Genomic DNA, 16,779 nt, shown 5'->3' on the forward strand with positions numbered 1-16,779 from the left:
AATAAGGAGGAAACCGCATGCAGGACTTTCTCATCTTCTACGCGCCGCCGCTTCTGGTTGTGTTGGCTATTATGCTGATTTTTTGGTGGGGCGCGCGCCCCGAAACCTCGGAAAATCGGTTGCCGAAAGGACAGGAATAACGCAACTTAAACACAGAAGGACACTTGCCTATGGGCAGTGTCCTTCTCTGTTGTTTCAGGCTATTCTTCATCATCTTCCACAGTCAGCAGCTCTCGGTTTGAAATGATGTCATGTTCTCTCCGTAATAGTCCCGCGACCGTGTTGAAACGCCCGTTCGCAACCAGCGGGAGCGAATTATTAGCCGGAACATCCAGCACTCGGACTTGGAAACGCAGCGAAATCGATTGATTAGGATCTAGTTGACCCAGACGTATGCCGGCAATAATTTGTTGGATCGTAGCGACCTGTCCGTTAATGATCAGGGTGCCTTGAATAAATTGCAGTATGGGCGGAAGCGGCACATTCACAATCAGGTTGAAAATATTAATAAGGATCTGAGAAGAGATCGTCACATTAATCGTGACAATTTCATTAACTACAACCGCGGGGGGATTAACAATAATTTGAATAACTGCAGGATTACCCCTAAGCGTAAAAACAGCTTCATTACTTTGGACCGCTAAAGGAGCTCGGGTACCGCCCGGCGTTTGAAATACGCCATTCACCGTCACCACATCGCGGATCGTCGCCGGTAACGTCTCCGCATCAGGCAGAACCTGATACGTAACAGCAACGGTACCTCCGACAGGAATTGCAGGTAACGATATACCCGTTAACGGACTCTCTTGAGGGTCATCCACACCGTTTACCGTAACACTGCCTTCAATAAATCCATTCACCGTGGAATCGATTAGTACAGCACCAATCGCTGGAATTTCCCCTGAATTCGTAACAACTATGGTGTACAGTAGCGTATTTCCTGTTGTGATTTCATTCGCTCCTGCAAACTTTCGTACAGTAAGACTGGAAAGAAACACGGTCACAATCACAATATTGGATTGCGCCGGCAATTGCCCGCCTACTCTTCCGTTAGGGGTAATCGGATTAAACACGGCGCTAAACTGGTTAGGAATCTGACGGTTATCAGGTACGCTAATCACCCTTGCCTGAAACGAAACGCTGGTAGATTGGGTAGGTTGTAAATTCCCCAGCTGAATGGAGTTGATTATATTCGGCAATGGCGTAATCGAAGCGCCAAGGGTTTGTGTTGAGCCCGGTATCAACTGCAAATTCGAACTCAAGACATCGGTTAAGACGATTTGAGTGGCTGTGGCGTTTCCTGTGTTCGTAATTCTTAATGTGAACGTTAAAATGTCATTCAATAACGTCTCAACCTTGTCTACCGTTTTTTGCAAAGTGAGTTGACCCTCAAACACACTCACAATGACGGGGTTAGAGGACGAAGTTCCTGTAATTGGCGGACTGCCTACGAAAGGGATATAGGAATATTGAATATCTGCTTGATTAACAATTTCTCTGGTACTTAAATTTAAACTGCTTGTCGGTACGATTCGCGCTGCAAAAGTGACGGTAACCGGACTGCTGATCGTCAGAGGTATGACTACCCCTGCGAGCGGATCGGCATTCGGTTGCGTAACTCCGTTAACCTGCAGGGAACCTGCCACGAATTGGGTACCCTGCGGTAGTTCATCAATGAATATTGTTTCTATGGTGTCCAGTGCCCCGACATTCTGAATTTGCACTGTAAAAACGACAGTTTCATTAAAAAACACTTGCGGTAAATCCACACTCTTAACAGCTGTAATCTCCGGAGCAACAGCATCAATCTGCAGCCCAAGGGCATTGATGACATAAGAGTCTCCTCTGGTTACCGCTCGGACCAATGCCGAAGTCACATTTACCGGAAGCAGATTGGACACACTTACATTCGTAATCGTGTATCCCTGTCTCACACCGGGTAACGTAGTACCCGGAGATCCGTTAATGGAATTCAGATTACCAAAGGTTCCTCTTGTATCCAATAAACCATTATCTCCGTTGATTTGGGAGTTAAAGAAATTATTAACGAAGTTATTCGGTCCTGACAAGGGGGTTAGCGTACTCGCTGACGAACCGAACAGTAACTGATCCCCGACCAGGGTCACGTCTCCTTCCAGACCGCTGACCATCAGACGACCGTTAACCGGAGCAATCGGCGGCGTTGCAAATCCGGTAATGGCGGCAGTTGTTTCTGTCGCGCCAGATGTGCTGACCAATTCGTTAGCAACAAAGAAAGTTAAATTTCGTATCGGTAAAGATGGAGTACTGTACACCACCGCCAGTGTCCAACCCACAGCATTGGTAGCTACAGGCTGATTCTCAGTGGTTGTTCCAGTCACATTCCCCGTAGTATAAAGCCCTCCTCCGCCTTGGATCACAATAGAAGTCACATCTGCTGAACGGATATAAACAAGAACCTGAGGATTCACATTACTGATTAGTACAAGTTCCGATTGCGTGTTGATATCAGGAGAAACTTGGACAGTGCCGACAGGTGAGCTGAATACCACAGCATCATCAATTCGGTCTGAGAAATCCTGACCGTTCACAACATACGTTCCGGACCAGATTAATTCCGCATAGAGCACCTGACTGCCTATGGGTAAATCAAGAACGGCACTTGATGAATTTAAGTCAATAATATCCGTTGTACCCGGCGGAAATCCCGGCTCTTGCAGACTTGTATTCGTTGTGATAAAAGTAGTGATCCCATCAAGTGCGCCTTGGGTTCCAGGAACCGGAGTAAGGGCGCTTAAACCAAGCGTATTCCCGGTGAAAGTTATAGCTCCGCGACTATTGGATTGATATCTTAGAAAATACGGCATAGTCCCTCCTATAAGAACATGATTATCTTATGAATATGCCGATTTATCACTTAATATCGTTTATTTTTAATTGACTTTAACAGGAATGATGGCAACCTTTTCTCCCAAAACTTCGTCTATAAACGAAAAAGAGAATGGGAGGAATTGTCATGAAGGGATATCATAAGCGAATCATCTCATGTTTTGTGCTTTTTATAGCCCTTTCGGGTTGCGGCGCTAAGCCTGATCTTGATTCGCAAGGGGACACGATTAGTCCGTCCAAACCCCCATCTGTTACCCCGCGTCCACTAAAGGATGCTGACCCTGAATCTATACGCGCTTATCTTAAACATCAAGAAATTGCGAACGGTGATATTTACTTAAAGGACGGCCTCCTGCACATAAACATTGTTAATCTTACACCTGAATTGGAGCAGCAACTTGCGGAAGAATTCAAACCGGAAACCTATCGCCTGGTCTCTGTGGCATTTTCAATACAACAATTGGAAGAGGCTCAGCAACAACTGGCGGACAATGACTTTCATCATAAACTTAACGTCTATGGGTCATCTATCGATGTTATCAACAATCGGGTTGAAATTATTATGCCGGACGATAACGAGGATATAAAGAGTGAGATTGAGGCCGTACTCGATCCCAAACTGATTAGATATAGTGTTCAAACCCTTGGGGAACCGCATTCCGTGGGTACGATCTCTAAAGTAGACGTCGACGCCAAACGCATTCTGATCCTGGAATATGGGCAAAAGGAGCCATCCATCTTTTATAGCTTCAATGATTTTTCTAAGATTATCAACTTAGATGGAGCAGATACCGATTTCAACATCTTCAGTAAAGGTCAACCGGTTAAAGTATGGTCCACCGGCATGGTGGCCGAGTCCTTCCCCGCGCAAGGAACGGCGCGTAGAGTGGCACTTATAACACAGGAAGAAGCATCGGCCCTGACTGATGCCAAGCTTCAAACCGCCCAATGACAAAACGCCCCTTCCTCTGAGCAGAGCTCAAAGGAGGGGGCGTTGATGTTATACGATAAATTAATTATTGAAGTAAACCGCTTCGCCGGTTCTGGAGGATTCGTAGATCGCTTCAAGAATCTCGGAAACTACCAATGCTTGCTCCGGTTTCACTGTTAATTCCTTATCGTTCAATACAGCGTCGATCCACAATCTAGCTTCCAGATCCGCGTCGCTCTCGGTTTGGCCTTCATAGAAAGCTACGCCGCCTGCGGACAGGTCAACCTTCGTTGTGAACAAACGGGAGTTTTTCTCGCCGTTCAGACGAAGACCGTCTTTCATGTCGGCTCCGCCTTCCGTACCGCTCAAGGATACTTTAGCCTCGTCGACTTCAAGGGAGTTCAAAGCCCATGAGGATTCTAGAATGATTGTAGCACCGTTCTCCATGGTGATCATAGCGAATGCGGAATCTTCCACGGTAAATTCTTTCGGATCCCAAGGGCCCCAAGCGTTAGCCGCATTCTCACGGGAAGACAGCTTGTGGAACGCGCGTCCAAGTACCGCTTTCGGCTTGTAGTTATCCATCATCCATAACGCGAGGTCAAGCGCATGTGTGCCGATATCGATTAACGGTCCGCCGCCTTGCTTCTCTTCATCCAGGAACACGCCCCAAGTAGGTACAGCGCGTCTGCGAATGGCATGAGCTTTAGCAAAGTAAATTTCGCCGAACTCGCCAGCTTCACAAAGACCTTTAAGGAATTGGCTGTCCGGACGGTAACGGTTGTTATAACCGATGCTTAATTTCTTGCCTGTGCGCTTGGAAGCTGCCAGCATTTCTCTTGCTTCAGCCGCGGTCTTAGCCATTGGCTTCTCGCAAAGCACATGTTTGCCCGCTTCCATGGCAGCGATGGAAATATAAGAGTGAGAATCGTTCGGCGTACATACGTGAACGACATCAATGGAGCTGTCCTTCAACAATTCTTTGAAATCAGCATACACTTTGGATTCGGCGTTACCGAATTTCTCTTTGGCTTGCTCCGCTTTCTCCACAATAACATCACAGAAAGCTACGATTTCAGCGTCTTTCACCTTTGCCAAACTTGGCATATGCTTCCCGTTGGCGATCCCGCCGCAACCAATAATTGCTACTTTAACTTTAGACACGATTCTGTTCCTCCTTATAGTTACAACCATGATCCTAAAAGCACGCTTACATTTACGTTGAAAATTCTTTATAATGTACTAGTGTATATTCGGTTTTAGTATAGAGAATAATCCAATAAAAAGAAATTGCTGATATAGGCGTGATCTTATGTTATTTTGGCATTTTGGGGGCGGCATGGTTGGAAATCTATAATGAAAAGGTAACTTATGAAAACCCTCTCTTGTCTTTGAAGATATTTCAGAGCGACAGAACAGACGATGTAGCCACAACGAACTGGCACTATCACAAGGAATTAGAAATTCTGCTGGTGCTGGAAGGTTCGCTTGAAGTTGAGGTGGAGGATACGTTCTATTCTCTTTCCAAAGGGGATATCGTGCTCATTGGCGCATCTCAACTTCATCGGGACCGGAGCACCGGTTTTCTCGATTATGTTGTGCTTCAGTTTGACATTCAGCAATTTCTGGACCAGAACACGTTGCAATATATCCGATATTTCTCCGATCCGCAAAAGCCGCTGAGCCATTTCAACCACATGTTGGAGAACAATGAGGACGTGAAGCAGACGCTGGTCGGTTGTATCAAAGATATTTTGAAAGAGGCAACCGCCAAGGAAGAAGGCTATGAAATCGCCGTCAATATCAGAATTAAACAAATGCTGTTGACTCTGCTCCGCAACGACAATGAGCGGCAGCTCAATCGACGCGACGATTTTGACTTGGTGAGGCTTAAACCGGTGTTGGACTATATCGAAGAAAATATTAACGGCAAAGTATTGGTAGAGGATGCTAGCAAGGTCGCGAACATTTCCTATTATTATTTTGTGAAGTATTTCAAAAAAGTGCTAGGGATGTCCTTTACGGAGTATGTTAACTATAAAAAAATCAAGCGAGCGGAGCAGCTCCTGCTGACCAAAGACCTCAGTATCGCGCTTGTAGGCGAGGAAATCGGTATGCCGAACATGGCGCATTTTTACAAAATTTTCAAAAAGTACAACGACTGCTCCCCCAACGAATTTCGCAAAAAAATGCTGGACTGGTCGCATCATGAACGGGTAACAGTGCCGCCGGTATAGCAACACAAATGATCCCCCTCACGGCTTTGTTAACACGAAGCACATGAGGGGGATTCCTTTATCTATATCTAGTTCGATGCAGAAGCATATACTTGCTGGCTTAAGGCGATGGCCTGTTCCAGATCGGCGATGATATCCCGCGCCGCTTCCGTACCCACAGACAGACGAATCATCCCGGGAGAAACGCCCGCGGATTCTTGCTCCAGCTCGCCTAACTGCTGGTGTGTAGTGCTTGCGGGATGAATAATTAACGATTTGGAATCCCCGACGTTGGCGAGATGAGAGAATAATTTCACGTTATTAATGACACTTTTCCCTGCTTCCAGACCGCCCCTGATCCCGAAGGTTAAGATCGCACCCTGGCCGTCCGGCAAATACTTAAGGGCCTGCTCGTAGGAAGCATGGCTTGCAAGTCCCGGGTAGCTCACCCATTCCACCGCCTCATGCGCCTCCAGAAAGGAAGCGACCTTCAAAGCGTTGGCGCTGTGGCGTTCCATTCGCAGATGCAACGTTTCCAAGCCCTGCAGCAGCAGGAAAGCGTTGAACGGGGATAAGGCTGAACCCAGATCGCGCAGCAATTGAACCCGCGCTTTGATAATATAGGCAATGGCACCGACAGCCTCTGTATAGACAACCCCGTTGTAACTCGGGTCCGGCTCCGTCAAACCGGGAAACTTTCCGGAGGCTTTCCAGTCAAATGTACCGCCGTCCACGATGATTCCGCCTATGGAAGTTCCATGTCCGCCGATAAATTTAGTAGCCGAGTGTACAACGATATCGGCTCCGTGTTCTAACGGACGGCAAAGGTAAGGACTTGGAAATGTATTGTCTACGATCAGGGGAATCCCGTGCTCATGCGCGATCGCGGCGATGGCTTCAATATCAATGACATCTCCTTTAGGATTGCCGATCGTTTCCGCATAGATCGCTTTGGTGTGTTCCGTAATAGCCTCACGGAAGTTCTCCGGATCGGCCGCATCTACGAAGTGTGTCTTGATCCCCAACTTTGGCAACGTATGCGCGAATAAATTATATGTACCGCCATAAAGACTGGATGCAGAAACAATTTCATCTCCGCTGCTTGCAATATTCAGGATCGAGAACGTAATAGCAGCCTGTCCAGAGGCTACAGCCAGGGCCGCAGCACCGCCTTCCAACGCGGCTACGCGCTTCTCCAACACATCTGTCGTCGGATTCATAATTCGTGTATAGATGTTGCCGAATTCTTTAAGCGCAAACAAATTCGCAGCGTGGTCCGTGTCCCGAAACCCGTAAGAAGTAGTTTGATAAATAGGCACAGCACGGGATAACGTCGTCGGGTCCAAGTCCTGACCGCCGTGCACGGCAAGCGTATCTAAGGAAAGATTCTGTTCATCTGACATATAACATTCCTCCTAAAATTATAATACCTGCTTAACCATTATCTCACATGATTTGGTAAATGAACATGCCTATTCCTAGTTTTTTCATCGGAATTATCAGCAAAAAAAGTTCTGAACAGGGATTGTTTCTGTTCAGAACTTAGAAGCATCATCTTTTCGTTATGACTAATTTATAACCTACCCCGCGAATGGAGTCGATTTGTACTGATTCTTGTCCCATTTCAAGCTTCTTTCGGAGCGAACTGACATGAACATCCACCGTACGCTGTCCGCCGATATAATCAAAGCCCCAGACAATATTCATCAGGTCATCGCGCGTAATCACCATACCCGGCCGCTGGACCAGATACAGCAATACTTCGAATTCCTTAGGTCGCAACTGAATAGATTCACCTTGAAGCACCACTTCATATTTCTCGGGAAATATTTGTAAATCGCCGATAGATATCACTTTATCTGTACTTACTGAAGAAATTGATGCGACATCATCCGACATCGTTCGACGCAACACCGCGGATACGCGTGCCAACAGCTCTGCCACACCGAACGGTTTGGTGATATAATCATCCGCACCGTGTTTCAGCCCTTGCACGACCTCATCTTCGGCATTCCGCGCCGTGAGAATGATTACGGGTGTTTTATTCCCTTTTTGCCTAAGCTTCGTCAAAATTTCAAAGCCGTTCATACCCGGAAGCATAATATCTAATATAATCAGGTCATAGTTATGTTGCAATGCAGCTTGCAGGCCGTCCCCGCCATGATCGACCGCGCGGGTTTCGTACCCTTCCTGCGTAAGGTTATAGGACAGCAATCGCGCTAAAGTCGGTTCGTCCTCTATGACTAGAATTTTGTGCGGCATGGTGACCCCCATCTACCCTTTTAATATAAAGTGTAAAGCATTTATCCGCTCTTTGTAAACTAGCTGTTAATGAACAACAGGCAGTTCGATAATAAAGCGCGAACCTGCGCCTAAGCTGCTTTCCACCCGAATCGTCCCCCGATGCAGTTCTACAAGATGTTTCACAATGGATAATCCGAGGCCCGTTCCGCCGGAGCTTCTTGATCTGGCCTTGTCCACTCTGTAAAACCGTTCAAATATGCGAGGAATATCTTTCTTTGGAATGCCGACACCGGTATCTTGGATCACGATCTGGACATGATCATATTCGCCATTGCCGGCTGTATCCACAGCCTCTGCCGTCACAGTAATTTTTCCGCCTTCAGGCGTGTAGTTAATCCCGTTCGCGAGTAAATTAATCAGAATCTGCTGTAACCGGTCCTCATCTGCTTCCAAGTAAAGATTCTCGTCGACATGCATATCCATATCAATTTGCTTACGTTTCGCTTCCGTCTGCATCACATCAATGGTATTAAGAATGAAGGGCTGCATCTGAATAGGGGAAAAATACAGCGGAATTCGTTTCGACTCCACTTTGGACAATTCCAGTATATCCACAATCAGCCGGTTCAACCGATCGCTCTCGTCATGGATAATCTGAAGAAAGGATCTCGCGGTTTCCTCGTCATTGACCGCGCCGGCCAGCAACGTTTCCGCAAATCCCTTTACCGCGGCAATCGGTGTCTTCAGTTCATGCGAGACATTCGCCACAAATTCACTACGAACCCGCTCCAGGCGCCGGATGGCTGAAATATCATGAAGTACAATAACAATCCCCGCCCAATCCGTTTCACTATGATACATGGGAACAAGATTGATTTCCAGAATCCGTTCTTCCGGGAAATAGAAAGTTAACTCATCCCGGATATGTTCTTTCTTCTCCATACATTCCTGGATGATTTGGGTCATCTCATATTGTTGCTTCGCTTGATCGTAGGTTTTCCCCAGCAATTCTTTGGAATTGAAGCCGAGAATTTCCTCCGCCGAACGATTTAACAGTACTATATGCCCTTCGCGGTCGATCATCACCACACCGCTAATCATGTTCTCCAGAACACTCTTGAGACGGCTTTCATCTTCCTGAATACGATTCATCTGGAATTGCAAGGAATCCGCCATCGTATTAATGGCGTTACCCAGTTGGCCGATTTCATCCACATTTTTGATAAAAACACGGGATTTGTAATTCATATGTGTAATTTGATTGGCGACCCGGGTAATTTTCTCCAACGGCCTGGTTAAGGAATGCGCGATCCGATAGCTTAACATCCCCGCCATGGAGAAGAAGATAAACAATCCCACGATGAGGTAAAACCAGACCAGCCGTGTCCGCGCCTCAACGTCCTCAAGACTCATCGACAGCCTAACGTATCCCTTGAAGTCGGCCCCCTGCTGGACAGGAACGGCAACATAAAGCATATTCTTCTTTAACGTTGCACTGAAACGGGTTGAACTGCCCACGCCTTTAGCTTTGGCCTGGATCACTTCCAGCCTGTCGCCGTGATTATCCATGAACGTCGGATCATTGTCGGAATCCCCTAAGACTTTGCCGTCCTCCCGGATAAATGTCACTCTTGCTTCCGCTACGGCCCTGAGATGCTGCGCGTTCGACGTGTAATAAGCAATCTGCTCCTTCTCCGTTCCGCCGGACAACCAGTCGGTCTGGGCCATGATGATTTTGCCTTCGCGGACCAGATTATCCTTCAGGCTTTCCAGTTGGGCTTGATTGAACATACGGGCCATAAATATACCGCAGGCCAATACCGACAAGCCAATCAACACAATAAAGATCAGCGTGAGCCGCACGCGAAATTTCATCATTCGTTGTGAACCTCGTTCTCTCTATAGTCTGTCTGAGCCAAGCTTATCGTATCTTTTCTGTGACTCCGTGACTAGTATGATTATTGTTAAGGTTTTGTAAACTCGCGCTTTGCACGATACGCCAGAAACCAATAGTTGGCCGTAGCGAGCGGCTGCTGAATAAGGATAGCCAGCACGACCGGCACAGCGGCCAGCGGACCGAAGTACGCCAGGCCGATCACCATGCCCAGCGAAATATTCCGCATGCCCGAGGCATAGGTGTAGTTCGCTGGATTCGCTGTGCGGGGCAGGATGTACGTGCCCAGCAATCCCAGCGCGTAGCAAGCGGCTACCAGCAGAACCACAGCAGGTATGACCCGCACCATGTCCTGGCGCAGCGCCGAGATATGCGGCGCAATGGCCGCGGCGTTAATCGCGACTACGGCCGCGAACGCCAGCTTGGACAGCGGCGCCGCAACGGGCGCCGCAGCCGCGCGGATGCGTCCGCGCGAGAGCTCGCACAGCGCCACGCCGGCCGCTGTGGGCAATACGATAATGATGAGCAGCTTCATCATCATCCCCGCGCCGTCGACATGGATGTCGGCGCCGAAGAACGCTTGCACGAGCAGCGGCACCACCGCCGGACTCAGCAGCGAGTCGATTACGATCAGGGAGAGGATCCACGGCACGCTGCCGCCGGATAAGCCGACCCAGATCGCGGACGACACGCCCAGCGGGATAGCGGTGAAGAGCACCAAGCCGACGACATACGGCGAGGCGGCTCCAAACACGGCAGCCCCTATGCCGTAGGCAATCAGGGGCGCCGCGATGTGGGCCAGGGCGAACAGCAGCAGCATCGAAGCGGGGTGACGAAGCTCATCCCGGATCGAGCGGAAGCTGCAGCCCCAGGCCATCACCAGCGTGATGTACGCGAAGAGCCCCGGCACCCAGGGGATGAATTGCTGCAAGGGGCCAGAGGCCAGGAATCCCGCGATGAGCGCAGCCGGAATGACGATAAACATATACCGCTCGAACAACGCATTAAAGCGCAGCCCGAGCGGTATCGTTACACGTGCGGTTTGAGGCTCCGAACTCATTTAAACACAGGTTCCTTAAACTCGGCTAATTTCTCCAGGGAATTCTTCTCCACCTCGGCATGCAAGCTGTTGCCATGGGAATCCATCGTCACAATGGCCGCAAAGCCTTCGACTTGCAGATGCCACATCGCTTCCGGAATGCCGAATTCCATGAAGTCCACGCCTTCCACTTTCTTGAAGCATTCCGCATAATACTGCGCGGCGCCGCCGATAGCGTTCAGATAAACGGCCCCGTGCTCTTCCAGGGCTTGCAGCGTCTTCGCGCCCATGCCGCCTTTGCCGATGACGGCGCGTATGCCGAATTTCTTAATAATATCGCCTTGGTAAGGTTCCTCGCGAATACTTGTTGTCGGTCCTGCCGCTCGCACACGCCAACCGTTCTCATCTTTACTCATCACGGGACCGCAGTGGTAAATCACTTGTCCGTTCAGATCAATCGGCGCGTCATGATCCATCAAATAACTATGTAACGCATCGCGGCCGGTATGCATCTGACCATTGATTATGACAACATCTCCTACGCGTAATTGACGAATCTGCTCTTCTGTAATCGGAGTTTGCAGCACGATCTCGCGGCGCTCGGATGCAGTGTTATCCACTCCCCCCTGATTCAAGGGGATAACCCGGCCCTCATTGGCAACATTACCGCCACCCTGCTGAGCCGATGGGATAACCCCGCCTCCTGTTGCGAGCACGGCCTCAGTCGCTTCCACATCGGTTTCCTCGGTCATCGAGACCTCCGAACCGCCCGTGTAAATCCATTCGGTAATCCCGCCCGTTGCCGAATCAATCAACACCCCTTGGCGGCGGTACGCCCAACAGTTGTAAGCAACCGAGACGAAGAAGCTTGCCGGCAAGCGGTTCATCACGCCGACTTTACAGCCCAGCAGCGTAACCGCGCCGCCAAAGCCCATCGTGCCGATGCCCAGCTTATTCGCGTTCTCGAGGATGTAATCCTCAAGCTGCGCCAATTGCTCATTGGGATTCACATCGTCCACGACGCGGAACAGCTGCTGCTTCGCGAGCTCGTAGCCCGTCGTGCGATCGCCTCCGATGCCGACCCCGATAAAGCCTGCGGAGCAGCCTTGTCCTTGCGCCTGATAGACCGCATGCAGAATGCATTTGCGGATCCCGTCCAAATCGCGGCCCGCCTTACCCAAGCCCTCCAGTTGCGCGGGCAAGCTGTACTGAATATTCTTATTCTCGCAGCCGCCGCCTTTCAGAATGAGCCGCACATCAATTTCATCTTTCTCCCATTGTTCAAAATGAATCACAGGTGTTCCCGCTCCCAGATTGTCTCCGCTGTTCTCGCCGGTAAGCGAATCCACCGAGTTCGGACGCAGCTTCGTATCCTTCGTCGCCATCCGCACGGCTTCCCGAATATCCCGTTTCATCGCGATCTGATTGGCTCCTACCGGGCAGTGAACCACAAACGTCGGCATCCCTGTATCCTGGCATATCGGGGAAACATTATCCTCGGCCATCGTGATGTTCTCCGCAATTGTCGACAGCGAAAGGGCGGCTCTCGTTCCTTGATCTTCCTTCGCTTTCGCGGCTTTTACCGCGCGCCTGACGTCGGCCGGCAAATTGGTGGACGTTTCTACAATGAGCTTAATCATGCTTTCCTGAAATTGATTCATAATGACGGCTCCTCCCTGGCATCTATCTCAAATTATGGTATGATCAAATGAAAACAACACTCCCTATCATATCATATTTCCGCCATGTGGATAAGCGTTTTCAGCGAGAACCTGCAGGCGGCGTCAGACTCTGGTTTCGAAAGGATGACTTCCGGATGGAACATCATTTTATGGCATATATGTATCGTTTGCGTTATATCGGACGTTGGAGTTTAATGCGTAACACGACGCAAGAGAATGTGGCTGAACACTCCTATCATGTCGCTTTGTTGACCCATATGTTATGTACCATTGCTAACGAGATTTATGGCAAAAACGTGCCCGCCGACCGCGCCGTCACCGCCTCGCTCTTCCACGACAGCACGGAAGTGATTACCGGCGATATTCCGACCCCGGTGAAGCATCATAACCCGTCAATCCTCCGGCATTTTCGCGAGATTGAAGTGATGGCCGCGGACCGCCTTACAGAGATGGTGCCGGAGTCGCTCCGTCACATTTATGATCCGCTCGTGCATGGGAGGGCGGATGACCTGATTCGGCCGTATCTGAAAGCGGCCGACTTGCTCGACGCCTATCTGAAGTGCGTCACGGAGCTGTCCGCGGGTAACCGCGAATTTGCCGTAGCCAAGCGGCAGACGGAGGAAGCGATGCTGGCGATGGGCATGGAGGAAGTGGACTATTTCCTGACGCACCTGGCACCCAGCTTTGAGAAAACATTGGACGAACTGTCCGAGTGAATCTGATTGTAAACGAAAAACAGCTTACCCTTTGCGTTTATCGCAATTGGCAAGCTGTTTTATTTTGGCTTAAAAATTAATACGGAAGCCAAGACGGCTCATACATAATAGCAACAATCAGAATTAACAAGATCGCATTTACCGCGCTAAGTGTTTGTACCGCGCCTGCATTGCCGTCCTTCATCTTTTTGCCCATAATGCCCGTAACCGCGAACAGTCCTACTAACAGAACTGCCGTTGTAACATACCAGGCAACCGTTGGATCATACTGAGACGCCAAGTAACCGCCTGTCAGGAATTGCAGGATTAGCAAATACATGCCGACCCGGTTCATCGAACGCAATACAGGAAGGTTGTTCGCGCGTCCGCTAAAAAACGGCAGCAACAAGTAAAATCCAAGACCAATAGATCCCAATAAATGCAAAAACAATACCATCTTCCATTCACCCCTGATTCGTCAAAATAGGAAATACACCAACATTCATTATACTCTATAACTCTACCCAGAACAAAATAGTCCGTTCGCCCTATGCACCTGTTTAATTTTGGACATCTACGTTTATGTAAAGAACATAACCAATCCATAACTGAGAGGACGATGCACAGAATGAACAACGAACGTGATTTTGATAACTGGGATTTGTACTACTGGATGAACAACAATAACTTATGGCGCATCCTTGCAGCCATCGCAATCCTGATTATCGGTTTATGGGTAGCCAAAGCGGTAGGCAAGGCGATTTCCAAGGGCTTATCCAAAACCACCGTGGACCGCAAAGGTCACATTTATCTCAACCCCAAAACTTCGGTAAGCTCCATTCTCGGTAACGTCGTTAAATATTTTTTGTACCTCGTTACGATTCTGATCGTCTTGGAACTTCTGTCCTTTAGCTCGATCTTAAATCCATTTGTAGCGTTTATTAACAGCATCACAGTTTACATCCCGTTTATCCTGGCGGCCGTATTGCTTGCAGCCGTTGCGCATATTCTGGGAACGTTGCTGAAAAGTCTGGTGGTTCGTTTGCTTGCATCGAATGCGGTTGCTAAACACACGCCCTACCTGACACAGTACAAAGATACCATCGGTACTATCGTCTACGCTTTAATTATTCTGTTGTTCGCACCAAGCATCCTGCAATCGTTACATATCGATGCGATCTCCCGTCCGATCGGCGCTGTAGTGAATCTGATTATCAGCTTCCTTCCACTGATTGTCACAGCCGTTATTCTGATTATCATCGGTCATTTGATCGCGAAGTTTGTGGCGAGCCTGGCGCAGACGCTGGCGACTTCCATGAACCTGCAACGTTGGACCGGTCCCGAAGTGAACGTTCCTTCCATCGTACGCAGTGTCGTTTACTTCCTGATTCTGTTCCCTATTGTCGTTCAGGCTTTAAACGTGTTGCAGATCGATTCCATACAACAGCCTGCTGAGAATATTCTAAACCTGATTATGGCTTGGATTCCGCGCATTGTTGTTGCGGCTTTCCTGATCTACCTGGGCTACATTATTTCCAAAATCGTCCGCAACTTCACACTGACTCTACTATCCCCGATGAAGTTGGATCAGAAGACGTACGGATTAGCTACAATGTTTAACCGTCGCAAAAACATGCTCGATGCTAAAGGGAATCCGCTTGGCGGCGGTATCACACCGGCACCGACACTGACCACAAACGGCGAATCGATGGGTGTGACGACCACGTGGCCCATTACACGCTGGATTGCTAACATCGTCGGTATCCTTGTATTTGGATTCTTCCTTGTAGAAGGTACGAATGTGCTGGGTCTGGAATTCATATCCGCTACGGTCGCAACGTTAATGGCGTTGTTACCTCGACTGGTATTAGTAGCCATTATCATCCTGGGCGGTATCGTATTGGCTCGCATGGCTGCAGGACTGGTTAGCGATTCAAATCCGTTGAAGAATTTCATTCAACCGGTGATTATCGTGCTGGCTGTTGTGATCGGCCTGACTGAGATTGGATTAGCATCCTTGATTATTACCTCCGGATTTATGATCGTGCTTGGCGCTTTGGCCATCACCTTCATCATCTCGGTCGGTATCGGAAGCATTCCTGCTGTGAAAAACTACTGGAGCAAGAAACAATCCTCCGGCAGCAACAACAGCACGGGATTGTAAGCGAAGGGAATTTACGAATCATCCACAACTGAAGACCTATCCCAATTTATGAAACCCGGAGCACTGCTGATTTAGCGGCCTCCGGGTTTTCATGTTTATCTGTGGAGACGCCTTCGATTGCGATGTGTTCTGTACAATGCAATGGCCGCTACTCCCGTAGCACCGATTAGATAAGGCACATAGTAAGTCCAATCCTGAGTTTTATTGGAATATCTGTACTCGGCCATCAAATAGGTTTCCTCATCAACTTTCACGGATATCGCTTGTTTCCGCCCCATTCCGATGATCGCATAGTAGCCGGTACCTACAGCATAGGCGTTGGAAAAGTTGCCGGAGTAGCTCCCTTCCCGATCCGAGTATTTCGTCACATAGCCAATCTTCTTACCGATGCGTGCCTCCTCAACCTTAACATCCGTTACCTCATACAAATATCCATCATTCGCCACACTTTTGTACGCCCAATCCGCCAAAGCCGCCCCGCCCCCCATTCCGCCGAACACACTCATGATAGCTAACATACCAAGCACTTTGGACATATTAACGATCCGAAGCACATGGAGAACATGATGCACAAGATGAAATTGTCCAACTACCCTAAGCTCACTTGAGCTGCGTCCCGCATTATTATTCGACATTGGGAATTTCACGCTGTACCACCGCCCCTTCTTTTACAGAAATTGACTGCATTGGAATCGTAAAGGTTGCAGATTACGTCTTTTAACAAATTGTAAATAACCTCTCTAACTGCAGACACTGCAATAGTAGCGTTATCGCTACTAAATTACTCTTCAATACCTACTGGAACTGAATTTGTAGCGATATCGCTACTAATGATTGAAATTAAGCCACCCAGATTACTTAGACCACTCTTTTGTAGCGATAACGCTACTAATCACATCACATAACGATTATAAAGTTGGAATTGTAGCGTCTTCGCTACTAATGCAACACCACAACCACCGTTAGTACTACGATGCCTCAATTCAACCATCGATTTCACGTCTGACTCCATAATTTCTGTTCCCCACCTACTACACTTTCTTGTT

At 48.7% G+C, this 16,779-nt stretch carries 14 protein-coding genes; 5 read left to right on the forward strand and 9 right to left on the reverse strand.

Annotated features, from left to right (window positions below):
• Window positions 1–17: 17 nt before the first annotated feature.
• Entirely contained in the window at window positions 18–140 is a 123-nt protein-coding gene (cydS, locus tag SY83_RS23700; RefSeq protein ID WP_269453467.1) for a cytochrome bd oxidase small subunit CydS family protein, read from the forward strand.
• Window positions 141–200: 60 nt separating this feature from the next.
• Here cydS and SY83_RS21435 read toward each other — a convergent pair whose 3' ends face one another.
• Window positions 201–2,846 carry a COG1361 family protein gene (locus SY83_RS21435; RefSeq protein WP_068610258.1) on the reverse strand — a complete coding sequence of 882 codons (2,646 nt, stop codon included), beginning with the start codon at window positions 2,844–2,846 and terminating at the stop codon, window positions 201–203.
• 149 nt (window positions 2,847–2,995) lie between these two features.
• Here SY83_RS21435 and SY83_RS21440 point away from each other — a divergent pair, with 149 nt between their 5' ends.
• Entirely contained in the window at window positions 2,996–3,820 is an 825-nt protein-coding gene (locus SY83_RS21440; RefSeq protein ID WP_068610260.1) for a DUF3221 domain-containing protein, read from the forward strand.
• Between the two features lie 60 nt (window positions 3,821–3,880).
• Here SY83_RS21440 and SY83_RS21445 read toward each other — a convergent pair whose 3' ends face one another.
• On the reverse strand, window positions 3,881–4,963 hold the full coding sequence (locus tag SY83_RS21445) for a Gfo/Idh/MocA family protein (protein WP_068610262.1): 1,083 nt from the start codon (window positions 4,961–4,963) through the stop codon (window positions 3,881–3,883).
• Between the two features lie 221 nt (window positions 4,964–5,184).
• Here SY83_RS21445 and SY83_RS21450 point away from each other — a divergent pair, with 221 nt between their 5' ends.
• On the forward strand, window positions 5,185–6,036 hold the full coding sequence (locus SY83_RS21450) for an AraC family transcriptional regulator (RefSeq protein ID WP_231891320.1): 852 nt from the start codon (window positions 5,185–5,187) through the stop codon (window positions 6,034–6,036).
• A gap of 68 nt (window positions 6,037–6,104) precedes the next feature.
• Here SY83_RS21450 and SY83_RS21455 read toward each other — a convergent pair whose 3' ends face one another.
• The 5 genes from SY83_RS21455 to SY83_RS21475 form a co-directional block, all read right to left on the reverse strand.
• Window positions 6,105–7,418, reverse strand: coding sequence for a homocysteine synthase (locus SY83_RS21455; RefSeq protein WP_068610267.1), 1,314 nt, complete (start codon window positions 7,416–7,418; stop codon window positions 6,105–6,107).
• A gap of 148 nt (window positions 7,419–7,566) precedes the next feature.
• Entirely contained in the window at window positions 7,567–8,277 is a 711-nt protein-coding gene (locus tag SY83_RS21460) for a response regulator transcription factor (RefSeq protein WP_068610269.1), read from the reverse strand.
• Window positions 8,278–8,343: 66 nt separating this feature from the next.
• Window positions 8,344–10,137 carry a two-component system histidine kinase PnpS gene (pnpS, locus tag SY83_RS21465; RefSeq protein ID WP_068610271.1) on the reverse strand — a complete coding sequence of 598 codons (1,794 nt, stop codon included), beginning with the start codon at window positions 10,135–10,137 and terminating at the stop codon, window positions 8,344–8,346.
• Between the two features lie 86 nt (window positions 10,138–10,223).
• Entirely contained in the window at window positions 10,224–11,213 is a 990-nt protein-coding gene (locus SY83_RS21470) for a bile acid:sodium symporter family protein (RefSeq protein ID WP_068610274.1), read from the reverse strand.
• Complete coding sequence (locus tag SY83_RS21475) at window positions 11,210–12,853, reverse strand: fumarate hydratase (protein WP_068610276.1); 1,644 nt, start codon at window positions 12,851–12,853, stop codon at window positions 11,210–11,212. The genes SY83_RS21470 and SY83_RS21475 overlap by 4 nt, the downstream gene beginning before the upstream one ends.
• A 155-nt stretch (window positions 12,854–13,008) precedes the next feature.
• Here SY83_RS21475 and yfbR point away from each other — a divergent pair, with 155 nt between their 5' ends.
• Window positions 13,009–13,590 carry a 5'-deoxynucleotidase gene (gene yfbR, locus SY83_RS21480; protein WP_068610278.1) on the forward strand — a complete coding sequence of 194 codons (582 nt, stop codon included), beginning with the start codon at window positions 13,009–13,011 and terminating at the stop codon, window positions 13,588–13,590.
• A gap of 76 nt (window positions 13,591–13,666) precedes the next feature.
• Here the strand turns inward: yfbR and SY83_RS21485 are convergent, their stop codons facing one another.
• Window positions 13,667–14,026 (reverse strand): hypothetical protein, encoded by a 360-nt coding sequence (locus tag SY83_RS21485; protein WP_068610281.1) that lies wholly within the window; start codon window positions 14,024–14,026, stop codon window positions 13,667–13,669.
• 171 nt (window positions 14,027–14,197) lie between these two features.
• On the opposite strand from SY83_RS21485, the gene SY83_RS21490 reads away from it, so the two are divergent.
• Window positions 14,198–15,733 (forward strand): mechanosensitive ion channel, encoded by a 1,536-nt coding sequence (locus tag SY83_RS21490; RefSeq protein ID WP_068610284.1) that lies wholly within the window; start codon window positions 14,198–14,200, stop codon window positions 15,731–15,733.
• Between the two features lie 95 nt (window positions 15,734–15,828).
• Here SY83_RS21490 and SY83_RS21495 read toward each other — a convergent pair whose 3' ends face one another.
• Window positions 15,829–16,368 (reverse strand): hypothetical protein, encoded by a 540-nt coding sequence (locus SY83_RS21495; protein WP_068610286.1) that lies wholly within the window; start codon window positions 16,366–16,368, stop codon window positions 15,829–15,831.
• Between the last annotated feature and the right edge of the window lie 411 nt (window positions 16,369–16,779).

The sequence above is a fragment of the Paenibacillus swuensis genome (assembly GCF_001644605.1).
GTDB classification, from domain to species: Bacteria; Bacillota; Bacilli; order Paenibacillales; family DY6; genus Paenibacillus_N; species Paenibacillus_N swuensis.

Excerpts from the sequence above, each read along its gene's own strand:
- SY83_RS21455 (WP_068610267.1), bottom strand. The coding sequence starts at position 7,418 with ATGTCAGATGAACAGAATCTTTCCTTAGATACGCTTGCCGTGCACGGC.
- yfbR (WP_068610278.1), top strand. The coding sequence starts at position 13,009 with ATGGAACATCATTTTATGGCATATATGTATCGTTTGCGTTATATCGGA.
- pnpS (WP_068610271.1), bottom strand. The coding sequence starts at position 10,137 with ATGATGAAATTTCGCGTGCGGCTCACGCTGATCTTTATTGTGTTGATT.
- SY83_RS21495 (WP_068610286.1), bottom strand. The coding sequence starts at position 16,368 with ATGTCGAATAATAATGCGGGACGCAGCTCAAGTGAGCTTAGGGTAGTT.
- SY83_RS21485 (WP_068610281.1), bottom strand. The coding sequence starts at position 14,026 with ATGGTATTGTTTTTGCATTTATTGGGATCTATTGGTCTTGGATTTTAC.
- SY83_RS21435 (WP_068610258.1), bottom strand. The coding sequence starts at position 2,846 with ATGCCGTATTTTCTAAGATATCAATCCAATAGTCGCGGAGCTATAACT.
- SY83_RS21440 (WP_068610260.1), top strand. The coding sequence starts at position 2,996 with ATGAAGGGATATCATAAGCGAATCATCTCATGTTTTGTGCTTTTTATA.
- SY83_RS21475 (WP_068610276.1), bottom strand. The coding sequence starts at position 12,853 with ATGAATCAATTTCAGGAAAGCATGATTAAGCTCATTGTAGAAACGTCC.
- cydS (WP_269453467.1), top strand. The coding sequence starts at position 18 with ATGCAGGACTTTCTCATCTTCTACGCGCCGCCGCTTCTGGTTGTGTTG.
- SY83_RS21490 (WP_068610284.1), top strand. The coding sequence starts at position 14,198 with ATGAACAACGAACGTGATTTTGATAACTGGGATTTGTACTACTGGATG.
- SY83_RS21460 (WP_068610269.1), bottom strand. The coding sequence starts at position 8,277 with ATGCCGCACAAAATTCTAGTCATAGAGGACGAACCGACTTTAGCGCGA.
- SY83_RS21470 (WP_068610274.1), bottom strand. The coding sequence starts at position 11,213 with ATGAGTTCGGAGCCTCAAACCGCACGTGTAACGATACCGCTCGGGCTG.